Below are 17,296 nucleotides of genomic sequence, written 5' to 3' on the forward strand. Positions count from 1 at the left end.
GACAGGCTCACAGTAGGGTTGCAGCCATGATCGATATCGACCTGGACGAGCTGCGGAACTGGTTTGGGTTCGGGGTGGCGGGCAACTTCGCCGGCCATCTCGAACAGGCAGGGGAGGCTGGGGATTTCGTCAAGGTCGTGACGGAAGGCTATGCGCCCAAAGGCATTTTTCCTTGGTACGCGCCGGGCCGCGACGACTTCCTGGGTGAGTTCCCGCTGTCCGACGACGCTATCGTGCTGCCCGCGGCCGAGGAGGTTGACGGGCCGCTGAACCTGCAGATCGAACCCGAGGTCGGTGTGGCCTGCCGGGTGGTGTGGAACGGCGACACCGTGGTGCGGTTGGAGCCGTTTGCGCTCGGCGCGTTCAACGACTGCTCGATCCGGCGGCCCGGCGCCCCGAAGATCAGCTACAAGAAGAACTGGGGCCCGGCCTCGAAAGGCGTTGCGCCACAATTCTTCGACATCAGCGACCTGACCCCTGACGGGCCGACGGCCACCATGCGGTTGGTGTGCTTCCTGCGCGACGGTGACGGTGAACAGCATGCCTACGGCGTGGACTCCCCACTCGTCGGTTACTCGTACTACGGCGAGGTGCTGCTGGACTGGATCGTCGAGCGGCTGGCCAACCAGAAGGGTTCTACGGACACGCCGCTGGAAGATGTCGGTGCACTGATGGTGGCAAGTGGACATCCGCGGAACGTGCTGATCGGCATCGGCGCCACCCGCTACACCCCGCTCGGCGAGTCCACCTACCTCAAGGCGGGCGACGAGGCCATCGTTCGGGTATACGACACCGTGACGGATGTGGCATCCGAGTTGCGCCAGGTGGTTTCGGACCGCTGATCGTTACGGCGTGTGCAGCACCTCATCGAGCATCTCGACGAACTGCTGCGGATCGGCCGGGGTGAACGCCGGCCGCCAAAAGGCCCCCTCCACCTCAAGGGTGATCAGCGTCGACCGTAGGGGTCGCCCGACGTCCAGTGGCAGCCACCGACGCAGATCCGAACTGCCCCACAACCGGAAGCGGTGCAGAATGTTCAGCGACTCGGCCTTGTAGCTGCGGATGTCGCGCAGCGGGATCACTTTCGAGGTTCCGGACGGAAAGTGGTAGCGCCGCAGCGTGATCGCCTCACGGTCCAATTGGATCAGGCCGTCGTCGTAGTACTGGCGCGGTGCGCTCACGACTTCGCGGACCTCAGCTCATGTCCCTTTGTGGTCAGGCACCGCCCGTTCTCCAGGTTCCACTGCCAGCCGTGCAGGTTGCAGGTGAGGGTTTTCCCTTCCACCACACCGAATTTCGACAGATCGGCCTTCAGGTGCGGGCAGCGCCGCTGGATGTCCCAGCCGGCGAGCGTGATGGTCGCGGTGTCGTCGTGCGCTTCGGCGAACCATCCGTCGGCGTAGGCGATCCGCTCGTCGGTCAGGCACTTGAAGAAGGTGTACAGGTACTCGTTGTAGCCGCCCACCCGCCAGGCGCGGAACCGGGTGGACAGGAAGATCGTGTTGACCCAGTCCGGCTCGTCGTCGCGCAGCACGGTGCGCACCAGTTCCGGGGCGATCTCGAACCCGTAGCGGAACTTCTCGTCTGCAATCGGTTCGCGCACAGAGCGTTTCGGGAAGTCCAACACCACCGTCTCGGGGCCCAGGCGTAGTTCGACGGGGTAGCCGATACCGTCGCAGATCTGGTCGGACTGGCTCATGATCGGCTCGAACAATGCGCGCAGAGGCTCCAGCAGCGGTTCCCCCGCGGCAGGCGCCCAGCCGGCCTTCTCGGCGGCCAGCACGGGGGACATCCGCCGGGCGTAGTCCTCGATGTAGGCGGCCTTGCCGGTGGTGAACACCGCTTCGGGGTCTTCGATCGGGTGGCTCAGCCCGTTGAGCTCGGAGCCGGTGAAATTGGCGACGGACCCGGGCACCATGAGCAGGCCTCGGTCGTGGCCGTGCCGGCGCATCTGGTCCAGGAACACCATCTGGTCGGGGAAGATGTTGGCCGGGTCGCCGTGGTCGTCGTTGAGGCCGCGCAGTGCGGGATCAAGGAAGCACGGCGGGCCGGCCGACGGGATCACCCACGTGGCCCCGACCTGGGCGATGTACTGGCGGCAGCGGTCCATCTGCCGCTGCCGCTTCTGGATGCCGAACGCCTCCTTGGCCCGCTCGGGCATGTCGTAGACCATCGGATACCAGATGGCCCCGGAGTACTGCAGCATGTGCACGTCGATGTGGCCGAATTCGGCGTACAGCACGTCCAGGTCGACGGGCCGCGCGTCGTTCATGTTGAAGGCCGTCGTGACGCCGTCCGACACCACCAGCCCGGAGTCGCCGATCGGACCGTCCGCAGGGGCTCGCAACGCGATGATCATCACCTCGAGGTCGCCCTTGGGCCCGCTGACCGTGTGCTTCACCGAGTCGGTGGTCTCGAAGAACCGGTGGAAGCCCAGTTTCTCCAGCTCGCGGCGCAGATCCGGCACGGGATAGTCCGGCAGCAACACCACCGCGTCCTTGTTGACGTGGCGGCGCAGGTTTTCGGGGTCGAAGTGGTCCTTGTGCAGGTGGGAGACGTACAAGTAGTCGACATCGCCCAGAGCCGCCCAGTCCAGCTGGCTGTTGTCCGGGAACGGGAACCACGATGTGAAGTACGCCGGGTTGACCCAGGGATCGCACAAGATGTTGCCGGCCGTGGTATCGATCCGGAAGCCGGCATGTCCGACGCTGGTGACCTGCACGAATAGCCTTTCGACTCAGAACATGGAGCGCCAGCCAGCCTAGCTGGAACCCGGCGCGGTGCCGAAGCCCGCCTGGTGACCGCATACGCGGCGCGTCGGGTTGCGGATTACGCTTGCGGCTGTGGAACCGGTGTACGGGACTGTCATCCAGCTCGCTCGGCTGGTCTGGCGCATGCAGGGGCTGAAGTTCACTGTGACCGGGGTGGAGAACCTGCCCGTCACCGGCGGCGCGGTGATAGCCATCAACCACACCAGCTACTTCGACTTCACCTTCGCGGGTCTGCCTGCGTACAAGCAGAAGCGTGGCCGCAAGGTGCGGTTCATGGCCAAAAAAGAGGTGTTCGACAACACGATCACCGGGCCGATCATGCGCAGCCTGCGCCACATCGAGGTGGACCGCGATTCGGGCGCGGCCTCCTACGACACCGCGGTCGACTATCTCAAGGCCGGTGAGCTGGTCGGGGTGTACCCCGAGGCGACCATCAGCCGCAGTTTCGAGATCAAGGCGTTCAAGTCGGGTGCTGCGCGCATGGCGATTCAGGCCGGTGTGCCGATCGTCCCGCTCATCGTGTGGGGCGCACAGCGCATCTGGACGAAGGGGCGCCCGAAGAAGCTGTACCGGCCCAAGGTGCCCATTTCGATCGCGGTCGGTGAGCCGATCCAGCCGACGCTGCCTCCGGCGGAGTTGACGGCACTTCTGCATTCCCGGATGCAGCATCTGCTCGAGCAGGTACAGGACGCCTACGGGCCGTATCCGCCGGGAGAGTTCTGGGTGCCGCACCGCCTCGGTGGTGGCGCGCCGTCGCTGGCCGAAGCCAACCGGATGGATGCCGAGGAGGCCGCCGAGAAGGCGGCCCGGCGGCGGGCGTTGGGGGAACAGACCGGACCCGCCGAGCCGACTGGGGCGTCGGGGTAGGGCCCTATGGAACCGGTTTTCCGAGGTCTGGAGATCGCGGCCGAGATGGTGGTCCGGGCCACCGGAGCCAGGATCACCTTTCGTGGATTGGAGAACCTCCCCGCGACGGGCGGCGCTGTCGTGGCGATCAACCACACCAGCTACGTTGATTTCCTGCCCGCTGCCCTGGCCGCGAAGGAACGCGGTCGTCGGATGCGCTTCATGATCAAGGCCGAGATGGCGGAGGTGAAGCCGGTCGGATTCCTGATCAGACACACCCGCACTATTCCGGTGGACCGCCACGCGGGTGCGAGCGCTTATGCCGCCGCGGTGGACTCGTTGCGCCACGGCGAACTCGTCGGGGTGTACCCGGAGGCCACCATCAGCCGCAGCTTCGAGCTCAAGGACTTCAAGACAGGAGCAGTGCGGATGGCGCTGGAGGCCGATGTCCCGATCGTTCCCCTGATTGTCTGGGGCGCACACCGGATATGGACCAAGGATCATCCGAGGGTTCTGGGGCGCAAGAAGTTCCCGATCACCGTGGAGCTGGGTGAGCCGATCGCGCCGACCGGTTCGACGGTGGAACTGGAGGCGCGGTTGCGAACGGCGATGACGGGTCTGCTGGACCGGGTGCAGCGCGAGTACCCGACGCCCGTGGGGCAGTATTGGGTGCCGCGCCGATTGGGTGGAACGGCACCGACTCCGGAGGAGGCCAAGCGTCTCGACGAGGCCGAGTTGGCCGAGCGGGTGCGCAAGCGGGCCGCGCGAAGCGACAGGAAGTAACGATGACCGCCGACCGGAGGCCGGGGCTGATCGCCACGGACGTTGACGGCACGCTGCTCGACGAGGACGAGAAGGTGACGCCGCGGACGCGCGAGGCCGTGCAGGCCGCTGTCGCGGCGGGCACCAGGTTCGTGCTGGCGACCGGCCGGCCGCCACGATGGATCAGGCCTGTCGTCGACGGGCTGGGGTTGGCGCCGCTCGCGGTGTGCGCCAACGGCGCGGTGATCTACGACCCGGCCACCGACCGGATCGTCTCGGCGAACACGCTGCTGCCCGACATTCTTGGTGAACTCGCCGAGATCGCGACTCGGGTGATACCGGGCGCGGGCCTGGCCGTGGAGCGCGTGGGTTCCTCGGCACACGATGCCGCCACCCCGCAGTTCGTCAGCTCACCGGGTTACGAGCATGCGTGGCTCAACCCGGACAACACAGAGGTGTCCGTAGCGGACCTGCTGTCGCAGCCCGCGGTCAAGCTGCTGGTCCGCAAGGCGGGCGCGCGCAGTGACGACATGGCAGCCGCGCTCGTCCCGCACCTGGGGCTGCTCGGCGACATCACCTATTCGACCAACAACGGTCTGATCGAGGTGGTGCCGGTGGGCATCAGCAAGGCTACCGGGGTGCAGCAGGTCGTCGACCCGCTCGGGCTCACCGCCGTCGACGTCGTGGCGTTCGGCGACATGCCCAACGATGTGCCGATGCTGAGCTGGGCCGGTCGCGGCGTAGCCATGGGCAACGCCCACCCCGACGCACTCGCGGCCGCCGACGAGGTGACGGTGACCAACGCCGACGACGGCGTCGCTCGGGTGTTGGAACGCTGGTGGGGCTGACCCGTTACGTGATCGGGGTGAACCGCTCCAGCTGAACCGGCTGCCGGTCGGGGGGTGGCGGCGGCAGCTCCTGCGGCACGCCGTCGACCACGCGGGTCACGGTGCCCTTCTCGCGGTCGAAGTTCAGGGTGCCGTGCTGGAAGTTCTGCACGATCCACAGCGGTTCGGCGATCTCACCGCTGGTCGGCAACCCGAGGATGCCGCGTTCGAAGCCCAGCATGCCCCACGCGTCGTAGATGGCCCCGGTCAACGGTTCGGCACCGCTCTGTGGTGACCAGTACACCGCGCCCTTCTCGAACGTGGCGTAGCGCGCCGTCCCCTCGGCCGCGGTCTCGGGTGAGGTTGGGTTGCCCAGTAGGCCGCCGGGCCCGCCGAGGGATTGCCAGCGGTCGTAGATGGCTCCGCCGCGCATCTGTTCTGCCAGGTCTGCGGGGCTTGGTGGTTGGTTGAAGCGGGCGGCGATATCGCGGAGCCGGTCCATCTCGGCGTAGGCGGCGTTGCCGGGGCACTCGGTGTCTCCCACGTCGCGGTGGGTGAAGATCGTCGGCAGGGTTGGGGTGGAGCCGAGCGGGAAATGGGTGAACGCGCCGCCGGCGGAGGTGAGCACCACGGAGCCCTTGGGGTCGACGTGGTCGAGACCGAGCCGCCAACCGAGCAGCCGTCCCACGGTGTTCAACTGAATTTCGGTGGGTGGGACGGTCGTGAAGTCGCCCATCATCGCCACACCCCAGGTGTCGTGGTTGAACCCGCCGGTGTGCGACCCCTCGACAGCCCGGTTCATACCGCCGGCGCGGCCCTCGAAGACCTGGCCGTACTTGTCGACCAGGGCGTTGTAGGCGATGTCGCACCAGCCGAGGGTGCGGGAGTGGTACTCGTAGATCGAGCGGACGATTCCTGCGGAGTCTTCTGGCGCGTAGTCGTTGCTACCGGCCGTGTGGTGCACGACGGCGGCGCGAATGCCTTGGTCGTACACCGGGTTTCCGCATCGCATCGCCTCATCGGCGCCCCACTGGGCGCGGGTGATGATGTGCGGTGGTACCCCGGGCGGGGTGGCGGCGGTGGGGAGGCTTCCGGTATCCACCGGAGCCTTCGGCGGGCTGATCAGCACGGCGTTGACGGTCTGGGCGAAGGGTTTCTCGACGGAAGCCGGCCGGTAACCGAGGCCGGGTTCCTGCGGCCCGGGCAGGGTGGTGCCGGGGTGTGCCGTCGGTAGTGGGCGCGTGACGGCTATCTGCACGGTGGTGGTACGGCCGACGAACACCGGTTCGGTTCCGCGTGGTCCTGTGCCACCCTCGTCGCCTACGCCGTCGAGGTTTTCCGCCTGATACCAGGGGCCCCAGGAGCCGTCGGCCTTCTGGGCTCGGACCTTGGCCGATGTGCCCCTGAGGTCCTGCGCGGTGAGCGCGACCATCGAGAACGGGGTGTCCTGGTGGATCTCGCGGATACTGTCGCCCGCGGCCAGATTGTCCAGTGGTTGCTGGGTGAGCACCGGTGCGGCGTCGCTGCCCTGGGCGCGGTTGCTGTCAGGCGTACCGCCGATCGCCCACGGGAGGATGACGACTGTCGCCGCGAGCGCAGTTAAGAGAAGTGACGGTGCGGAACGGCGGGACAGCACGGACTGATGTTACGTATGTGTCTGTTGTTACTAATGATTCGACACGCGATTTATCTGTGCACGCAACGGCACCGCAGAGCCTGCACTGGCTTCTGCGGTGCCGTTTTGTGACAAGCGTTTCGCGACAGGACCGTCAGGGCGTGGCCGGCGTCGGGACAGGTGCCGCCGCGGGTGCGGCTGCCGGAACACCCGACTTCATTGCCGAGGTGATGGCCGGCATCACTATGCCCTTGAGCAGATCGATCGCCTGGCCGGCGCCAAGCTGCTGGGCGGCGCTGGACAGATCGCCGAGGAGGCCACCGCCGCCACTGCTGGTGGTGGCCGGCATCGCGCTCAGGGACGGGTCGGCACCACCGAGGATCGGATAGGTGCCGCCCAGGCCCGGGTCGCCGGTGATGGGCACCTCGCCCGGGGCGGGCAGGGCGCCTCCGTTGGAGATGGGCATCAGTGACGGATCGGTGCCGAGCCCGGGTGTGGTCAGGCCTGTCGCGGGTGCGCCCAGGCTAGGCGTGGTGAGTCCACCGGGCATGGCTCCGGCCGGGTTGGTGAGTGCCGGGTTGCTCAGGCCGGGGTCGGTCAGCGCGCCCGGTGCGGTCAGGCTCGGCGTGGCCTCCGTCAGGCCTGGCGTGGTCAGGCCGGGGCTGGTCAGGCCCGGGTTTGTCAGCCCAGGGCTGGTGAGCCCGGGCGAGGTGAGGCCCGGCGAGGTGAGGCCGGGATCGGTCAGGCCCGGTGAGGTGAGACCCGGGCTGGTCAGGCCTGGCGAACCCAGGCCCGGCGACGTGAGCGTCGGTGAGGCGAGCGACGGCGACGCCCCGGTGCCGTTGAGCAAGCCGGTCGGCATCGGCGGCAGGTTGATGCCGAACTGGGCGAGTCCCTGGGAGAGTGCGGACATCAACTCGCCGGGCAGATCGGTGACCATCGCGGCCTGCGTGAATTCGCGCTGCTGGGGTGCGGGAGAAAGCTGGGTGACCGCAACCAATGCGGCTGGAGTTGCGACTGCCACTGCGGCGACTGCGCGCATGGCTGTCGAGAGCTTGCGTCGACGTCGGTTCGGCACGGAAGTCTCCTCAAATTGGACTGCATATATCTACTGCTCATTGCTGTCGGCAGCTAAAGGACGAAACGTGCGAAGCCCATGAGTGCCAACGTGATCGATGGTACTGGTGTGACTAATGGGCCTAGAGTGACGATATTGAATTGTGAGCGAATTGCGACCTGCGGTCGCTGTCGAATTCGGGGTGCAGCGGGCCGGTCGGATACCCTGGCTGCCGATGACGTCCTTATATCCCCGGGTCGGCGCGGTCCAGCCCACTGGTCGTTTCGACCTCATTGTCGTTGGTTCCGGTTTCTTCGGCCTGACGATCGCCGAGCGCGTGGCGACACAACTCGACAAGCGTGTACTTGTCATCGAGCGCCGTCCGCACATCGGCGGTAACGCCTATTCCGAAGCGGAACCGCAGACCGGTATCGAAGTTCACAAATACGGCGCCCACCTGTTCCACACCTCCAATCAACGGGTGTGGGACTACGTCCGGAACTTCACCGACTTCACCGGCTATCAGCACCGGGTCTTCGCGCTGCACAACGGGCAGGCCTATCAGTTCCCGATGGGGCTGGGCCTGGTGTGCCAGTTCTTCGGCCGTTACTTCTCCCCGGACGAGGCCAGGGCCCTTATCAAGGAGCAGGCCGCGGAGATTTCAGCGATCGACGCCGCAAATTTCGAGGAAAAGGCCATCTCGCTGATCGGCCGCCCGCTCTACGAGGCCTTCGTCAAGCACTACACCGCCAAGCAGTGGCAGACCGATCCCAAAGAACTGCCCGCGGCCAACATCACTCGGTTGCCGGTGCGCTACACCTTCGACAACCGCTACTTCAACGACACCTATGAGGGTCTGCCCGTCGACGGCTACACAGCGTGGCTGAAGAAGATGGCTGCCGACGACCGCATCCAGGTGCTGCTGGATACCGACTGGTTCGACGTGCGCGCACGCCTGCGTGCCGAGAGCCCGGACGCGCCGGTTGTGTACACCGGGCCGCTGGACCGCTACTTCGACTATTCGGAAGGCCGGTTGGGCTGGCGCACACTCGATTTCGAGGTTGACGTGCTCGACACCGGGGATTTTCAGGGCACGCCCGTCATGAACTACAACGATGCCGACGTGCCCTACACGCGCATTCACGAATTCCGGCACTTTCACCCCGAGCGGGATTACCCGGCGGACAAGACCGTGATCATGCGCGAGTACTCCCGGTTCGCCGAGAACGACGACGAGCCGTACTACCCGATCAACACCGAGGGTGACCGCGCCCTGTTGGCCGCCTACCGAGCCCGCGCCAAAGCTGAAACCGCGTCGGCCAAGGTGCTTTTCGGTGGCCGGCTGGGCACCTACCAGTATCTGGACATGCACATGGCCATCGCCAGCGCCCTGAACATGTACGACAACACGCTGGCGCCGCATCTGCGTGATGGTGCGCCGCTGACGACCGACGGCGAGACCAAAGCTCGATACCAAGAAAGCAGCAACGCATGAGTGACATCCCGTCCGGCGCGTTGGAGGCCGGAGAGTCCAGGGCGGTCAGTCTGCTGGCCCGCGTCATCCTGCCGCGGCCCGGTGAGCCACTGGACGTCCGCAAGCTCTACATCGACGAGGATCCGACCAACGCCCGCCGTGCCCATGCCCCCAGCCGCACGACGCTGGAAATCGGCCCGGAATCCGGGATATCGTTCGCGACCTACTTCAACGCGTTCCCGGCCAGTTACTGGCGGCGCTGGTCGACGCTGGAATCCGTGGTGCTGCGGGTCGAGCTGACCGGTAGCGCCCGCGTCGACGTGTACCGCTCCAAGGCCACCGGCGCGCGCATCACCGTCGGCGGCGCCCCCGTCTCCAGCGGGACCGGCGGACCGGCCGCCGGGCCTGATGGCGGCGCCCGCGCCGCGGAATCCATGGTCGGCCCCGCCTCCGTCGAATTCGAGATCGACCTGATGCCGTTCGAGGACGGCGGCTGGATCTGGTTCGACATCACCACCGATTCCAAGGTGACGCTGCACAGCGCCGGCTGGTACGCCCCGACTGCCGCGCCCGGGCGGGCCAACGTCGCGGTCGGCATCCCGACCTTCAACCGGCCCTCGGACTGCGTCAACGCCCTGGCCGCGCTCACGTCGGATCCGCTGGTCGACGACGTGATCGGTGCGGTCATCGTGTCGGATCAGGGCACCAGCAAGGCCAAGGACCATCCCGGGTTCGACAAGGCCGCGGCGGCCCTTGGCAACCGGCTCTCGATTCACAACCAGCCGAACCTCGGCGGCTCGGGCGGCTACAGCCGGGTCATGTACGAGGCGCTGAAGAACACCGACTGTGAACAGATCCTGTTCATGGACGACGACATCCGCATCGAGCCCGATTCGATCCTGAGAGCCCTGGCGATGAACCGGTTCGCCAAGGAGCCGACGCTGGTCGGTGGGCAGATGCTCAACCTGCAGGAGCCGTCCCACCTGCACATCATGGGTGAGATGGTCGACCGCGCGAACTTCATGTGGTCGGCCGCGCCCAACGCCGAGTACGACCACGACTTCGCCAAGTACGCCCTTGACGACATCGACGCCGAGCGCAGCAAGCTGCTGCACCGCCGGATCGACGTCGACTTCAACGGCTGGTGGATGTGCATGATCCCGCGGCAGGTCGCCGAGGAGCTCGGCCAGCCGGTACCACTGTTCATCAAGTGGGACGACGTCGAGTACGGGCTGCGCGCCGCCGAACGCGGCTATCACACGGTCACCCTGCCCGGTGCCGCGATCTGGCACATGGCCTGGAGCGACAAGGACGATGCGATCGACTGGCAGGCGTACTTCCACCTGCGCAACCGCTTGGTCGTCGCGGCCCTGCACTGGGATGGCGATGTACGGGGGCTGCTGGCCAGCCATCTCAAGGCGACGTTCAAACACCTTCTCTGCCTTGAGTATTCGACGGTCGCCATCCAGAACCGGGCGATGGAGGACTTCCTCGCCGGGCCCGAGCACATCTTCTCGATCCTGGAATCGGCGCTGCCCGACATCCGCGAGATGCGGTCGCAGTATCCAGACGCCGTGGTGCTGCCGGGTGCCACCGCACTGCCGCCGGCGTCGGATCTGAAGCGCAAGAGGGTGCGTATCCCGGTGTCCAAGCCCGCGATCGCGATCCGGCTGGTCCGCGGCATCGCGAACCAGCTGCGCGAGGCCGATCCGGAAACCCATGTCCGGCCGCAGATCAACGTGGCGACCCAGGACGCCCGCTGGTTCTCGTTGTGCATGGTCGACGGTGTCACCGTCACCACCGCGGATGGGCGCGGCGTGGTGTACCGGCAGCGTGATCGCGCGAAAATGTTTGCGTTGCTGCGTGCTTCGCTGCGCCAGCAGATGCGGTTGGCCCGTCAGTTCGACCGGCTGCGCAAGGTGTACCGCGAGGCGTTGCCTGCGCTGACGAGCACCCAGGAGTGGGAGAGCGTGCTGCTCACCGAGTCTGCCGAGAAGGTCTGACATGACCGATGCCCCGCGCGGCGAAGACGCTGTGCTGGTAGCCGTTCAGTCGGCACTGGCCGGCCGCCCCGGCGTACTGGCCGGGGCCCGTGCGTTGTCCCACTTCGGGGAGCACAGCTTGGGCTGGGTCGGGCTGGCCGCGGTAGGTGCGTTGGCGCAGCCGTCGAAGCGCAGGTCCTGGATTGCCGTGGGTGTCGGGGCGTTCCTGGCGCACGCTGCCGCGGTGCTGATCAAACGGGTGGTCCGCCGCGAGCGTCCGCACCACCCCGACATCGCGGTGAACGTGGGCACGCCGAGCCGACTGAGCTTCCCGTCGGCGCACGCCACCTCCACCACCGCGGCTGCGGTGCTGCTGGCCGAGACCACCGGTCTGCCGCTGCCCGCAGTCCTGGTGCCGCCGATGGCGCTGTCGCGCCTGGTGCTCGGTGTGCACTACCCGACCGATGTGCTCACCGGCGTGGTCGTCGGTGCCCTGGTGGGGAAGGCAGTCGGTAAAACGGTGGACCGGGGTTCCGGGGTCGAAGGAGACTGATGAGCGATGAGCACAGCTCGGATGAGTGAGGAAGCCCAGCCGACTTCTGGCCCACCGAAGAATGTGGTGACCGGTACCGTCAAGGCGATGCGCCCCCGCCAGTGGGTGAAGAACCTCCTGGTGTTGGCCGCGCCGATGGCCGCGCTGGGTGGCGGCGTCCACTACGACTACGCAGACCTGACCTACAAGATCTCGATCGCGTTCGTGGTGTTCTGCCTGGCGTCGTCGTCGATCTACCTGATCAACGACGCCCGTGACGTCGAGGCGGACCGGGCGCACCCCACCAAACGGTTCCGGCCGATCGCGGCCGGTGTGGTGCCCGAATGGCTCGCCTACGGGCTCGCGGTGGTCTTGGCCGTGGTGTCGCTGGGCGTCTCCTGGGCGCTGACGCCGAACCTGGCCCTGGTGATGGCGATCTATCTGGGTATTCAGCTGGCCTACTGTTTCGGCCTGAAACACCAAGCGGTGCTGGACATCTGCATCGTCTCGTCGGGATTCCTGATCCGGGCCATCGCCGGTGGTGTGGCCACCGGCATCCCGCTGTCACAGTGGTTCCTGTTGGTCATGGCATTCGGCTCGTTGTTCATGGCATCCGGTAAGCGGTATGCCGAGCTGCAGCTGGCCGAACGTACCGGCGCGAAGATCCGCAAGTCGCTGGAGAGCTACACCACCTCGTATCTGCGCTTCGTCTGGACGCTGGCGGCCACCGCGGTGGTGGTCTGCTATGGACTGTGGGCCTTCGAACGCGATCGCGTCGTCGGATCGTCGTGGTTCGCCATCTCGATGATCCCGTTCACGATCGCCATCCTGCGTTACGCGGTCGACGTCGATGGCGGCATCGCCGGCGAGCCGGAGGAGATCGCCCTGCGGGACCGGGTCCTGCAGCTGCTGGCCGTGGCGTGGATCGGGACCATCGGTGCTGCCATCGCTTTCAGCTGACCGCAGCGGGGTGATCGGCCTACGGCTGCGGGCTGTCGGCCTGGGCGAGCGATTCGAGCGCTCGCCGGCATTCCCGTACGACATCTCGGTGCGGGTCAGCCTGTGGGCTAGCGTCGTGGTGGTCGCGGGCCTGTTCGGGTGGGGCGCCTGGCAACGCCGGTGGATCGCCGACGACGGTCTGATCGTGCTGCGCACGGTACGAAACCTGTTGGCCGGCAACGGTCCGGTCTTCAACGCCGGGGAGCGCGTGGAGACCAACACCTCGACGGCCTGGACGTACCTGGTGACCCTGGGCGCCTGGATCGGCGGCCCGATGCGACTGGAGTACGTGGTGCTGGCCCTGGCGCTGGTACTCAGCGTGCTCGGCATGGTGTTGGTCATGCTGGGTACCGGTCGACTCTATGCGCCCAGCCTGCAGGGCCGCCGCGCGCTGGTGCTGCCGGCCGGTGCGCTGGTCTACATCGCGATCCCGCCGGCTCGTGACTTCGCCACCTCGGGGCTCGAAAGTGGTTTGGCGCTGGCCTATCTCGGCTTGCTGTGGTGGATGATGGTGTGTTGGTCGCAGGCACTGCGCGCACACCCCGATCAGCAGCGGGCGCAGCAGAACGTCACCGGCCGGGTCTTCGAGGCGTCGCTGGCCTTTGTCGCGGGCCTGAGCGTGCTGATCCGTCCCGAACTGGCGCTGCTCGGCGGCGGACTACTGATCATGATGCTGGTGGCCGCGCGCGGCTGGCGCCGCCGGACACTGATCGTCGTCGCGGGCGGGCTGCTGCCGGTGGGCTATCAGATCTTCCGGATGGGCTACTACGGCCTGCTGGTGCCCGGTACGGCGGTGGCCAAGGACGCGTCGGGATCCAAATGGGCGCAGGGTTTCATCTATCTGACCAACTTCAACCATCCGTATCTGTTGTGGGTGCCCGCGGTCCTGCTGGTGCTCCTCGGGATGGTGCTGCTGGCCACCCGGACCAGGCCGTGGTGGGTTCGGCGCCAGGTGCCCCGCGGTTACGGCTGGTTGCCGCGGACCATCCAAAGTCCGCCCGCCATCGTCATTTTCATGATTCTGAGCGGTTTCCTGCAGGCCGTGTACTGGATACGTCAGGGCGGCGACTTCATGCATGGCCGCGTGTTGCTGGCGCCGGTGTTCTGCATGCTGGCCCCCGTCGCGGTGATCCCCGTGGTGCTGCCCGACGGCACCAAGTTCACCCGGGAGACCGGTTATCTGCTGGCTGCGGCCACCAGCGTGCTGTGGGCGGCCGTGGTGGGCTGGTCCATCTGGGCGGCCAATTCGCCGGGACTCGGCGCGGACGGCACCAAGGTCACCTATTCCGGGATCGTCGACGAACGCCGCTTCTACTCGCAGGCCACCGGTCATGCGCATCCGCTGACCGCGGCCGACTACCTGGACTACCCGCGCATGCGTGCGGTGCTGGTGGCCATCAACAACACCCCCGACGGCGCTCTGCTCCTACCGTCCGGCAACTACGACCAATGGGATGTGGTGCCCGCGATCCCGCCGCCACCGGGTCTCTCGCCGTCGGCTCGCAAGGCGTTGACCCCGCCGCACACGGTTTTTTTCACCAATCTCGGCATGGTCAGCATGAACACCGGGCTCAATGTGCGGGTCATCGATCAGATCGGGCTGGCAAACCCGCTTGCGATGCACACCCAGCGCTTGACCGACGGGCGTATCGGCCACGACAAGAACCTGTTCCCGGACTGGGCCGTGGCAGAGGGGCCGTTCCTGAAGGAACACCCGTACATTCCGCCCTATCTCGACGAGGACTGGATCGCCGAGGCCGGGGTGGCCTTGGAGTGCCCGGGTACCGAAGCGATGCTGAATTCTGTGCGCGACGAGATGGGGCCGCGGCGATTCCTGTCGAACCTGACACATGCATTTGAATTCACCAAATACCGGATCGACCGGGTGCCGTTGTACGAGCTCAAGCGGTGTGGCTTGCAGCCTCCGCCGACCAAAACCCCGCCCTACGACGGGATGCCTGCAACCGGTCCGTAGCCCGCCTCGTGACGCCTATACCGCAAGGCGCGGATTTGGTCGTAAGCGGGTTCGTCTGTTTGGGTAACACTAGGCCGCCATGGCCCGATACGTAATCGGGCATCCGTGCTTCCGCCTGCGGTGCCCGATGGTCTGCCTTTGCTCGCGTCCTCGACGTCCGAGGCCCTGACCTGGGCAGACAACTGCTGAAAACGAGAAATAGGCCGTCGTGTGGTTGACTACACGGGCACGTGAGCCGCGTACGTCGGTCTGAATCGGCGTGCGGCACACGGACAGATGAGTGAGATAGGGAGCAGTATGAAGTTCGTTGGGAAGATGCGCGGCGCAGCGGCAGGTCTGTCGCGCCGGCTGACGGTTGCGGTCGCTGTTGCGGCCCTGCTGCCTGGCCTGGTGGGCGTCGCGGGTGGCTCGGCGACTGCTGGGGCTTTCTCTCGCCCGGGTCTGCCGGTCGAGTATCTCGACGTTCCGTCGGCGGCGATGGGACGTGACATCCGCGTGGAGTTCCAGAGCGGTGGACCGGGTTCGCCCGCACTGTACCTGCTCGACGGCATGCGCGCCCGCGAAGACAACAGCGGCTGGGATATCGAGCTGCCGACGTTCGAGTGGTTCCTGGACTCCGGCATCTCCGTCGTCATGCCCGTCGGCGGCCAGTCCAGCTTCTACACCGACTGGTACAAGCCGGCGTGCGGCAGCAAGGACGGCGGCTGCAAGACCTACAAGTGGGAAACCTTCCTGACGAGCGAGCTTCCGGCCTGGCTGGCGGCCAACCGCGACGTCAAGCCGACCGGTAGTGCCGTCGTCGGTCTGTCGATGGCCGGTTCGGCCGCGCTGATCCTGGCGATGAACCACCCGGAGCAGTTCATCTACGCGGCATCGTTGTCGGGCACCTTGAACCCGTCCGAGGGCTGGTGGCCCACGCTGATCGGTGTGTCGATGAATGACGCCGGTGGCTACAAGGCCGAGGACATGTGGGGCCCGTCGAGCGATCCGGCCTGGAAGGCCAACGATCCGACGGTCAACGTCGCCAAGATCGCCGCCGAAGGTACCCGTCTGTGGATCTACTGCGGTAACGGCAAGCCGAACGATGCCGGCGGCACCGATGTCCCGGCCAAGTTCCTCGAGGGTTTCCTGTGCCGGACCAACACGACGTTCCAGGAGAAGTACATCGCCGCGGGTGGCAAGAACGCGGTGTTCAACTTCCCGCAGAGCGGTACGCACGCCTGGGTTTACTGGGGCCAGCAGCTGCAGGCCATGAAGCCTGACCTGCAGCGCGTGCTCGGTGCCACTCCGACCGCCTGATCAGGCGGTCGGTACCGGCCGAATATGAATTGACGCTGATGGCGGCGACCCTTCCGGGGGCGCCGCCGTCAGTCATTCGCGGCCCTGCCGAGCGGCCGTGTGGTTCACTACAACGAGTCTGTGCTCCTCGCGTGCGCGGGGGCTGTGCTTCTCGCGTGCGCGGGCGACGTTAGGTGTGCGGGGGCACTTCTCAGCGATGGGGTCCGGCGGGCTCCCCGGGGTTCCCGGCAGCAGGAGGGGTTTGAGGATGCGACGTGCATTGATTGCCATCCGGGCGGTGCTGCTGGCCGCGGTTCTGGCGGCCGGGCTGTGGACTTCGTCGGTCCTCACCGGAACTTCGGCCCGCGCCGACGGTGTCGAATACCTGATGGTGCCCTCGGCCGCGATGGGCCGCGACATCCCGGTGGCGTTCCAGGGCGGCGGGCCGCATGCGGTGTTCCTGCTCGATGCCTTCAATGCGGCCCCCGACGTGAGCAACTGGGTCAACGCCGGGCACGCGATGACCACGCTGGCCGGCCGCGGCATCTCGGTGGCCGCCCCGGCCGGTGGGGCGTGGAGCCTCTACACCAACTGGGAGCAGGACGGCAGCAAACAGTGGGAGACCTTTCTCAGCGAGGAGCTGCCGAACTGGCTGGCCGCCAACAAGGGGCTGGACCCGGGTGGCCACGGCATCGTGGGTGCTTCGCAGGGCGGTACCGCGGCATTGACGCTGGCCGCATTCCACCCGGACCGGTTCCGCTTCGCCGGCTCGCTGTCGGGCTTCCTGACGCCGTCGGCCACCACCATGAACGGCGCCATCACCGCGGGGTTGGCGCAGTACGGCGGCGTCGACAGCTACGGCATGTGGGGTGCGCCGCAGCTGGGCCGGTGGAAGTGGCACGACCCGGACGTCCACGTGCAGCTCTTGGCCGATGCCAACACCCGGCTGTGGGTATTCACGCCCAGCACGATGACCTGCAGCGATCCGCCCGCCATGATCGGCGTATGCGATCAGGCCCAGGGCAGCAACCGGGTGTTCTACTCGCGCTACCGCGGGGTCGGCGGCGGCAACGGTCACTTCGACTTCCAGGGCAGCGGCCAGCATGACTGGGGCAGCTGGGCCCCGCAGTTGGCCCAGATGTCGGGCGAGCTGGTGGCCACCATCAAGTAACCGCGGC

The 17,296-nt window shown here is 66.8% G+C and carries 15 protein-coding genes; 11 read left to right on the plus strand and 4 right to left on the minus strand.

The window, feature by feature from the left end:
• Nucleotides 1–26: 26 nt before the first annotated feature.
• Nucleotides 27–842 carry a DUF5718 family protein gene (locus B133_RS0118840; RefSeq protein ID WP_018603259.1) on the plus strand — a complete coding sequence of 272 codons (816 nt, stop codon included), beginning with the start codon at nt 27–29 and terminating at the stop codon, nt 840–842.
• 3 nt (nt 843–845) lie between these two features.
• Here the strand turns inward: B133_RS0118840 and B133_RS0118845 are convergent, their stop codons facing one another.
• Both B133_RS0118845 and B133_RS0118850 read right to left on the minus strand, forming a co-directional pair.
• Complete coding sequence (locus tag B133_RS0118845) at nt 846–1,181, minus strand: hypothetical protein (protein ID WP_018603260.1); 336 nt, start codon at nt 1,179–1,181, stop codon at nt 846–848.
• A complete protein-coding gene (locus tag B133_RS0118850; protein ID WP_018603261.1) occupies nt 1,178–2,722 on the minus strand; it encodes an MBL fold metallo-hydrolase in 1,545 nt (514 codons plus the stop codon). The genes B133_RS0118845 and B133_RS0118850 overlap by 4 nt, the downstream gene beginning before the upstream one ends.
• A 121-nt stretch (nt 2,723–2,843) precedes the next feature.
• On the opposite strand from B133_RS0118850, the gene B133_RS0118855 reads away from it, so the two are divergent.
• Genes B133_RS0118855 through B133_RS0118865 form a run of 3 tightly spaced genes read left to right on the plus strand, consistent with a single transcriptional unit; the run spans nt 2,844 to nt 5,227 of the window.
• On the plus strand, nt 2,844–3,638 hold the full coding sequence (locus tag B133_RS0118855; protein ID WP_018603262.1) for a 1-acyl-sn-glycerol-3-phosphate acyltransferase: 795 nt from the start codon (nt 2,844–2,846) through the stop codon (nt 3,636–3,638).
• Nucleotides 3,639–3,644: 6 nt separating this feature from the next.
• The gene (locus B133_RS0118860; protein ID WP_018603263.1) at nt 3,645–4,400 is read left to right on the plus strand and encodes a 1-acyl-sn-glycerol-3-phosphate acyltransferase; all 756 of its coding nucleotides are present in this window, start codon (nt 3,645–3,647) and stop codon (nt 4,398–4,400) included.
• A gap of 2 nt (nt 4,401–4,402) precedes the next feature.
• Nucleotides 4,403–5,227 carry a Cof-type HAD-IIB family hydrolase gene (locus tag B133_RS0118865; RefSeq protein WP_018603264.1) on the plus strand — a complete coding sequence of 275 codons (825 nt, stop codon included), beginning with the start codon at nt 4,403–4,405 and terminating at the stop codon, nt 5,225–5,227.
• 4 nt (nt 5,228–5,231) lie between these two features.
• On the opposite strand, the gene B133_RS0118870 is transcribed toward B133_RS0118865, so the two are convergent.
• Both B133_RS0118870 and B133_RS0118875 read right to left on the minus strand, forming a co-directional pair.
• Nucleotides 5,232–6,842 (minus strand): N-acetylmuramoyl-L-alanine amidase, encoded by a 1,611-nt coding sequence (locus B133_RS0118870; RefSeq protein ID WP_018603265.1) that lies wholly within the window; start codon nt 6,840–6,842, stop codon nt 5,232–5,234.
• Nucleotides 6,843–6,975: 133 nt separating this feature from the next.
• Nucleotides 6,976–7,899 (minus strand): hypothetical protein, encoded by a 924-nt coding sequence (locus tag B133_RS0118875; RefSeq protein WP_026256623.1) that lies wholly within the window; start codon nt 7,897–7,899, stop codon nt 6,976–6,978.
• Nucleotides 7,900–8,113: 214 nt separating this feature from the next.
• On the opposite strand from B133_RS0118875, the gene glf reads away from it, so the two are divergent.
• The 7 genes from glf (at nt 8,114) to B133_RS0118910 (ending at nt 17,289) form a co-directional block, all read left to right on the plus strand.
• Nucleotides 8,114–9,373, plus strand: coding sequence for a UDP-galactopyranose mutase (gene glf, locus B133_RS0118880; RefSeq protein WP_026256624.1), 1,260 nt, complete (start codon nt 8,114–8,116; stop codon nt 9,371–9,373).
• Nucleotides 9,370–11,355, plus strand: coding sequence for a glycosyltransferase (locus B133_RS0118885; RefSeq protein WP_018603268.1), 1,986 nt, complete (start codon nt 9,370–9,372; stop codon nt 11,353–11,355). Before glf ends, B133_RS0118885 begins: the two co-directional genes overlap by 4 nt.
• Nucleotide 11,356: 1 nt before the next feature.
• Complete coding sequence (locus B133_RS0118890) at nt 11,357–11,887, plus strand: phosphatase PAP2 family protein (RefSeq protein WP_018603269.1); 531 nt, start codon at nt 11,357–11,359, stop codon at nt 11,885–11,887.
• 21 nt (nt 11,888–11,908) lie between these two features.
• Nucleotides 11,909–12,826, plus strand: coding sequence for a decaprenyl-phosphate phosphoribosyltransferase (locus B133_RS0118895; RefSeq protein WP_018603270.1), 918 nt, complete (start codon nt 11,909–11,911; stop codon nt 12,824–12,826).
• Complete coding sequence (zomB, locus tag B133_RS0118900) at nt 12,804–14,840, plus strand: flagellar motor control protein ZomB (RefSeq protein WP_026256625.1); 2,037 nt, start codon at nt 12,804–12,806, stop codon at nt 14,838–14,840. The genes B133_RS0118895 and zomB overlap by 23 nt, the downstream gene beginning before the upstream one ends.
• 297 nt (nt 14,841–15,137) lie before the next feature.
• Entirely contained in the window at nt 15,138–16,139 is a 1,002-nt protein-coding gene (locus B133_RS0118905; protein ID WP_018603272.1) for an esterase family protein, read from the plus strand.
• 247 nt (nt 16,140–16,386) lie between these two features.
• Nucleotides 16,387–17,289 (plus strand): alpha/beta hydrolase-fold protein, encoded by a 903-nt coding sequence (locus tag B133_RS0118910; RefSeq protein ID WP_026256626.1) that lies wholly within the window; start codon nt 16,387–16,389, stop codon nt 17,287–17,289.
• Nucleotides 17,290–17,296: the final 7 nt, after the last annotated feature.

The sequence above is a fragment of the Mycobacterium sp. 155 genome, assembly GCF_000373905.1.
In the GTDB taxonomy this organism is placed as follows: Bacteria; Actinomycetota; Actinomycetes; order Mycobacteriales; family Mycobacteriaceae; genus Mycobacterium.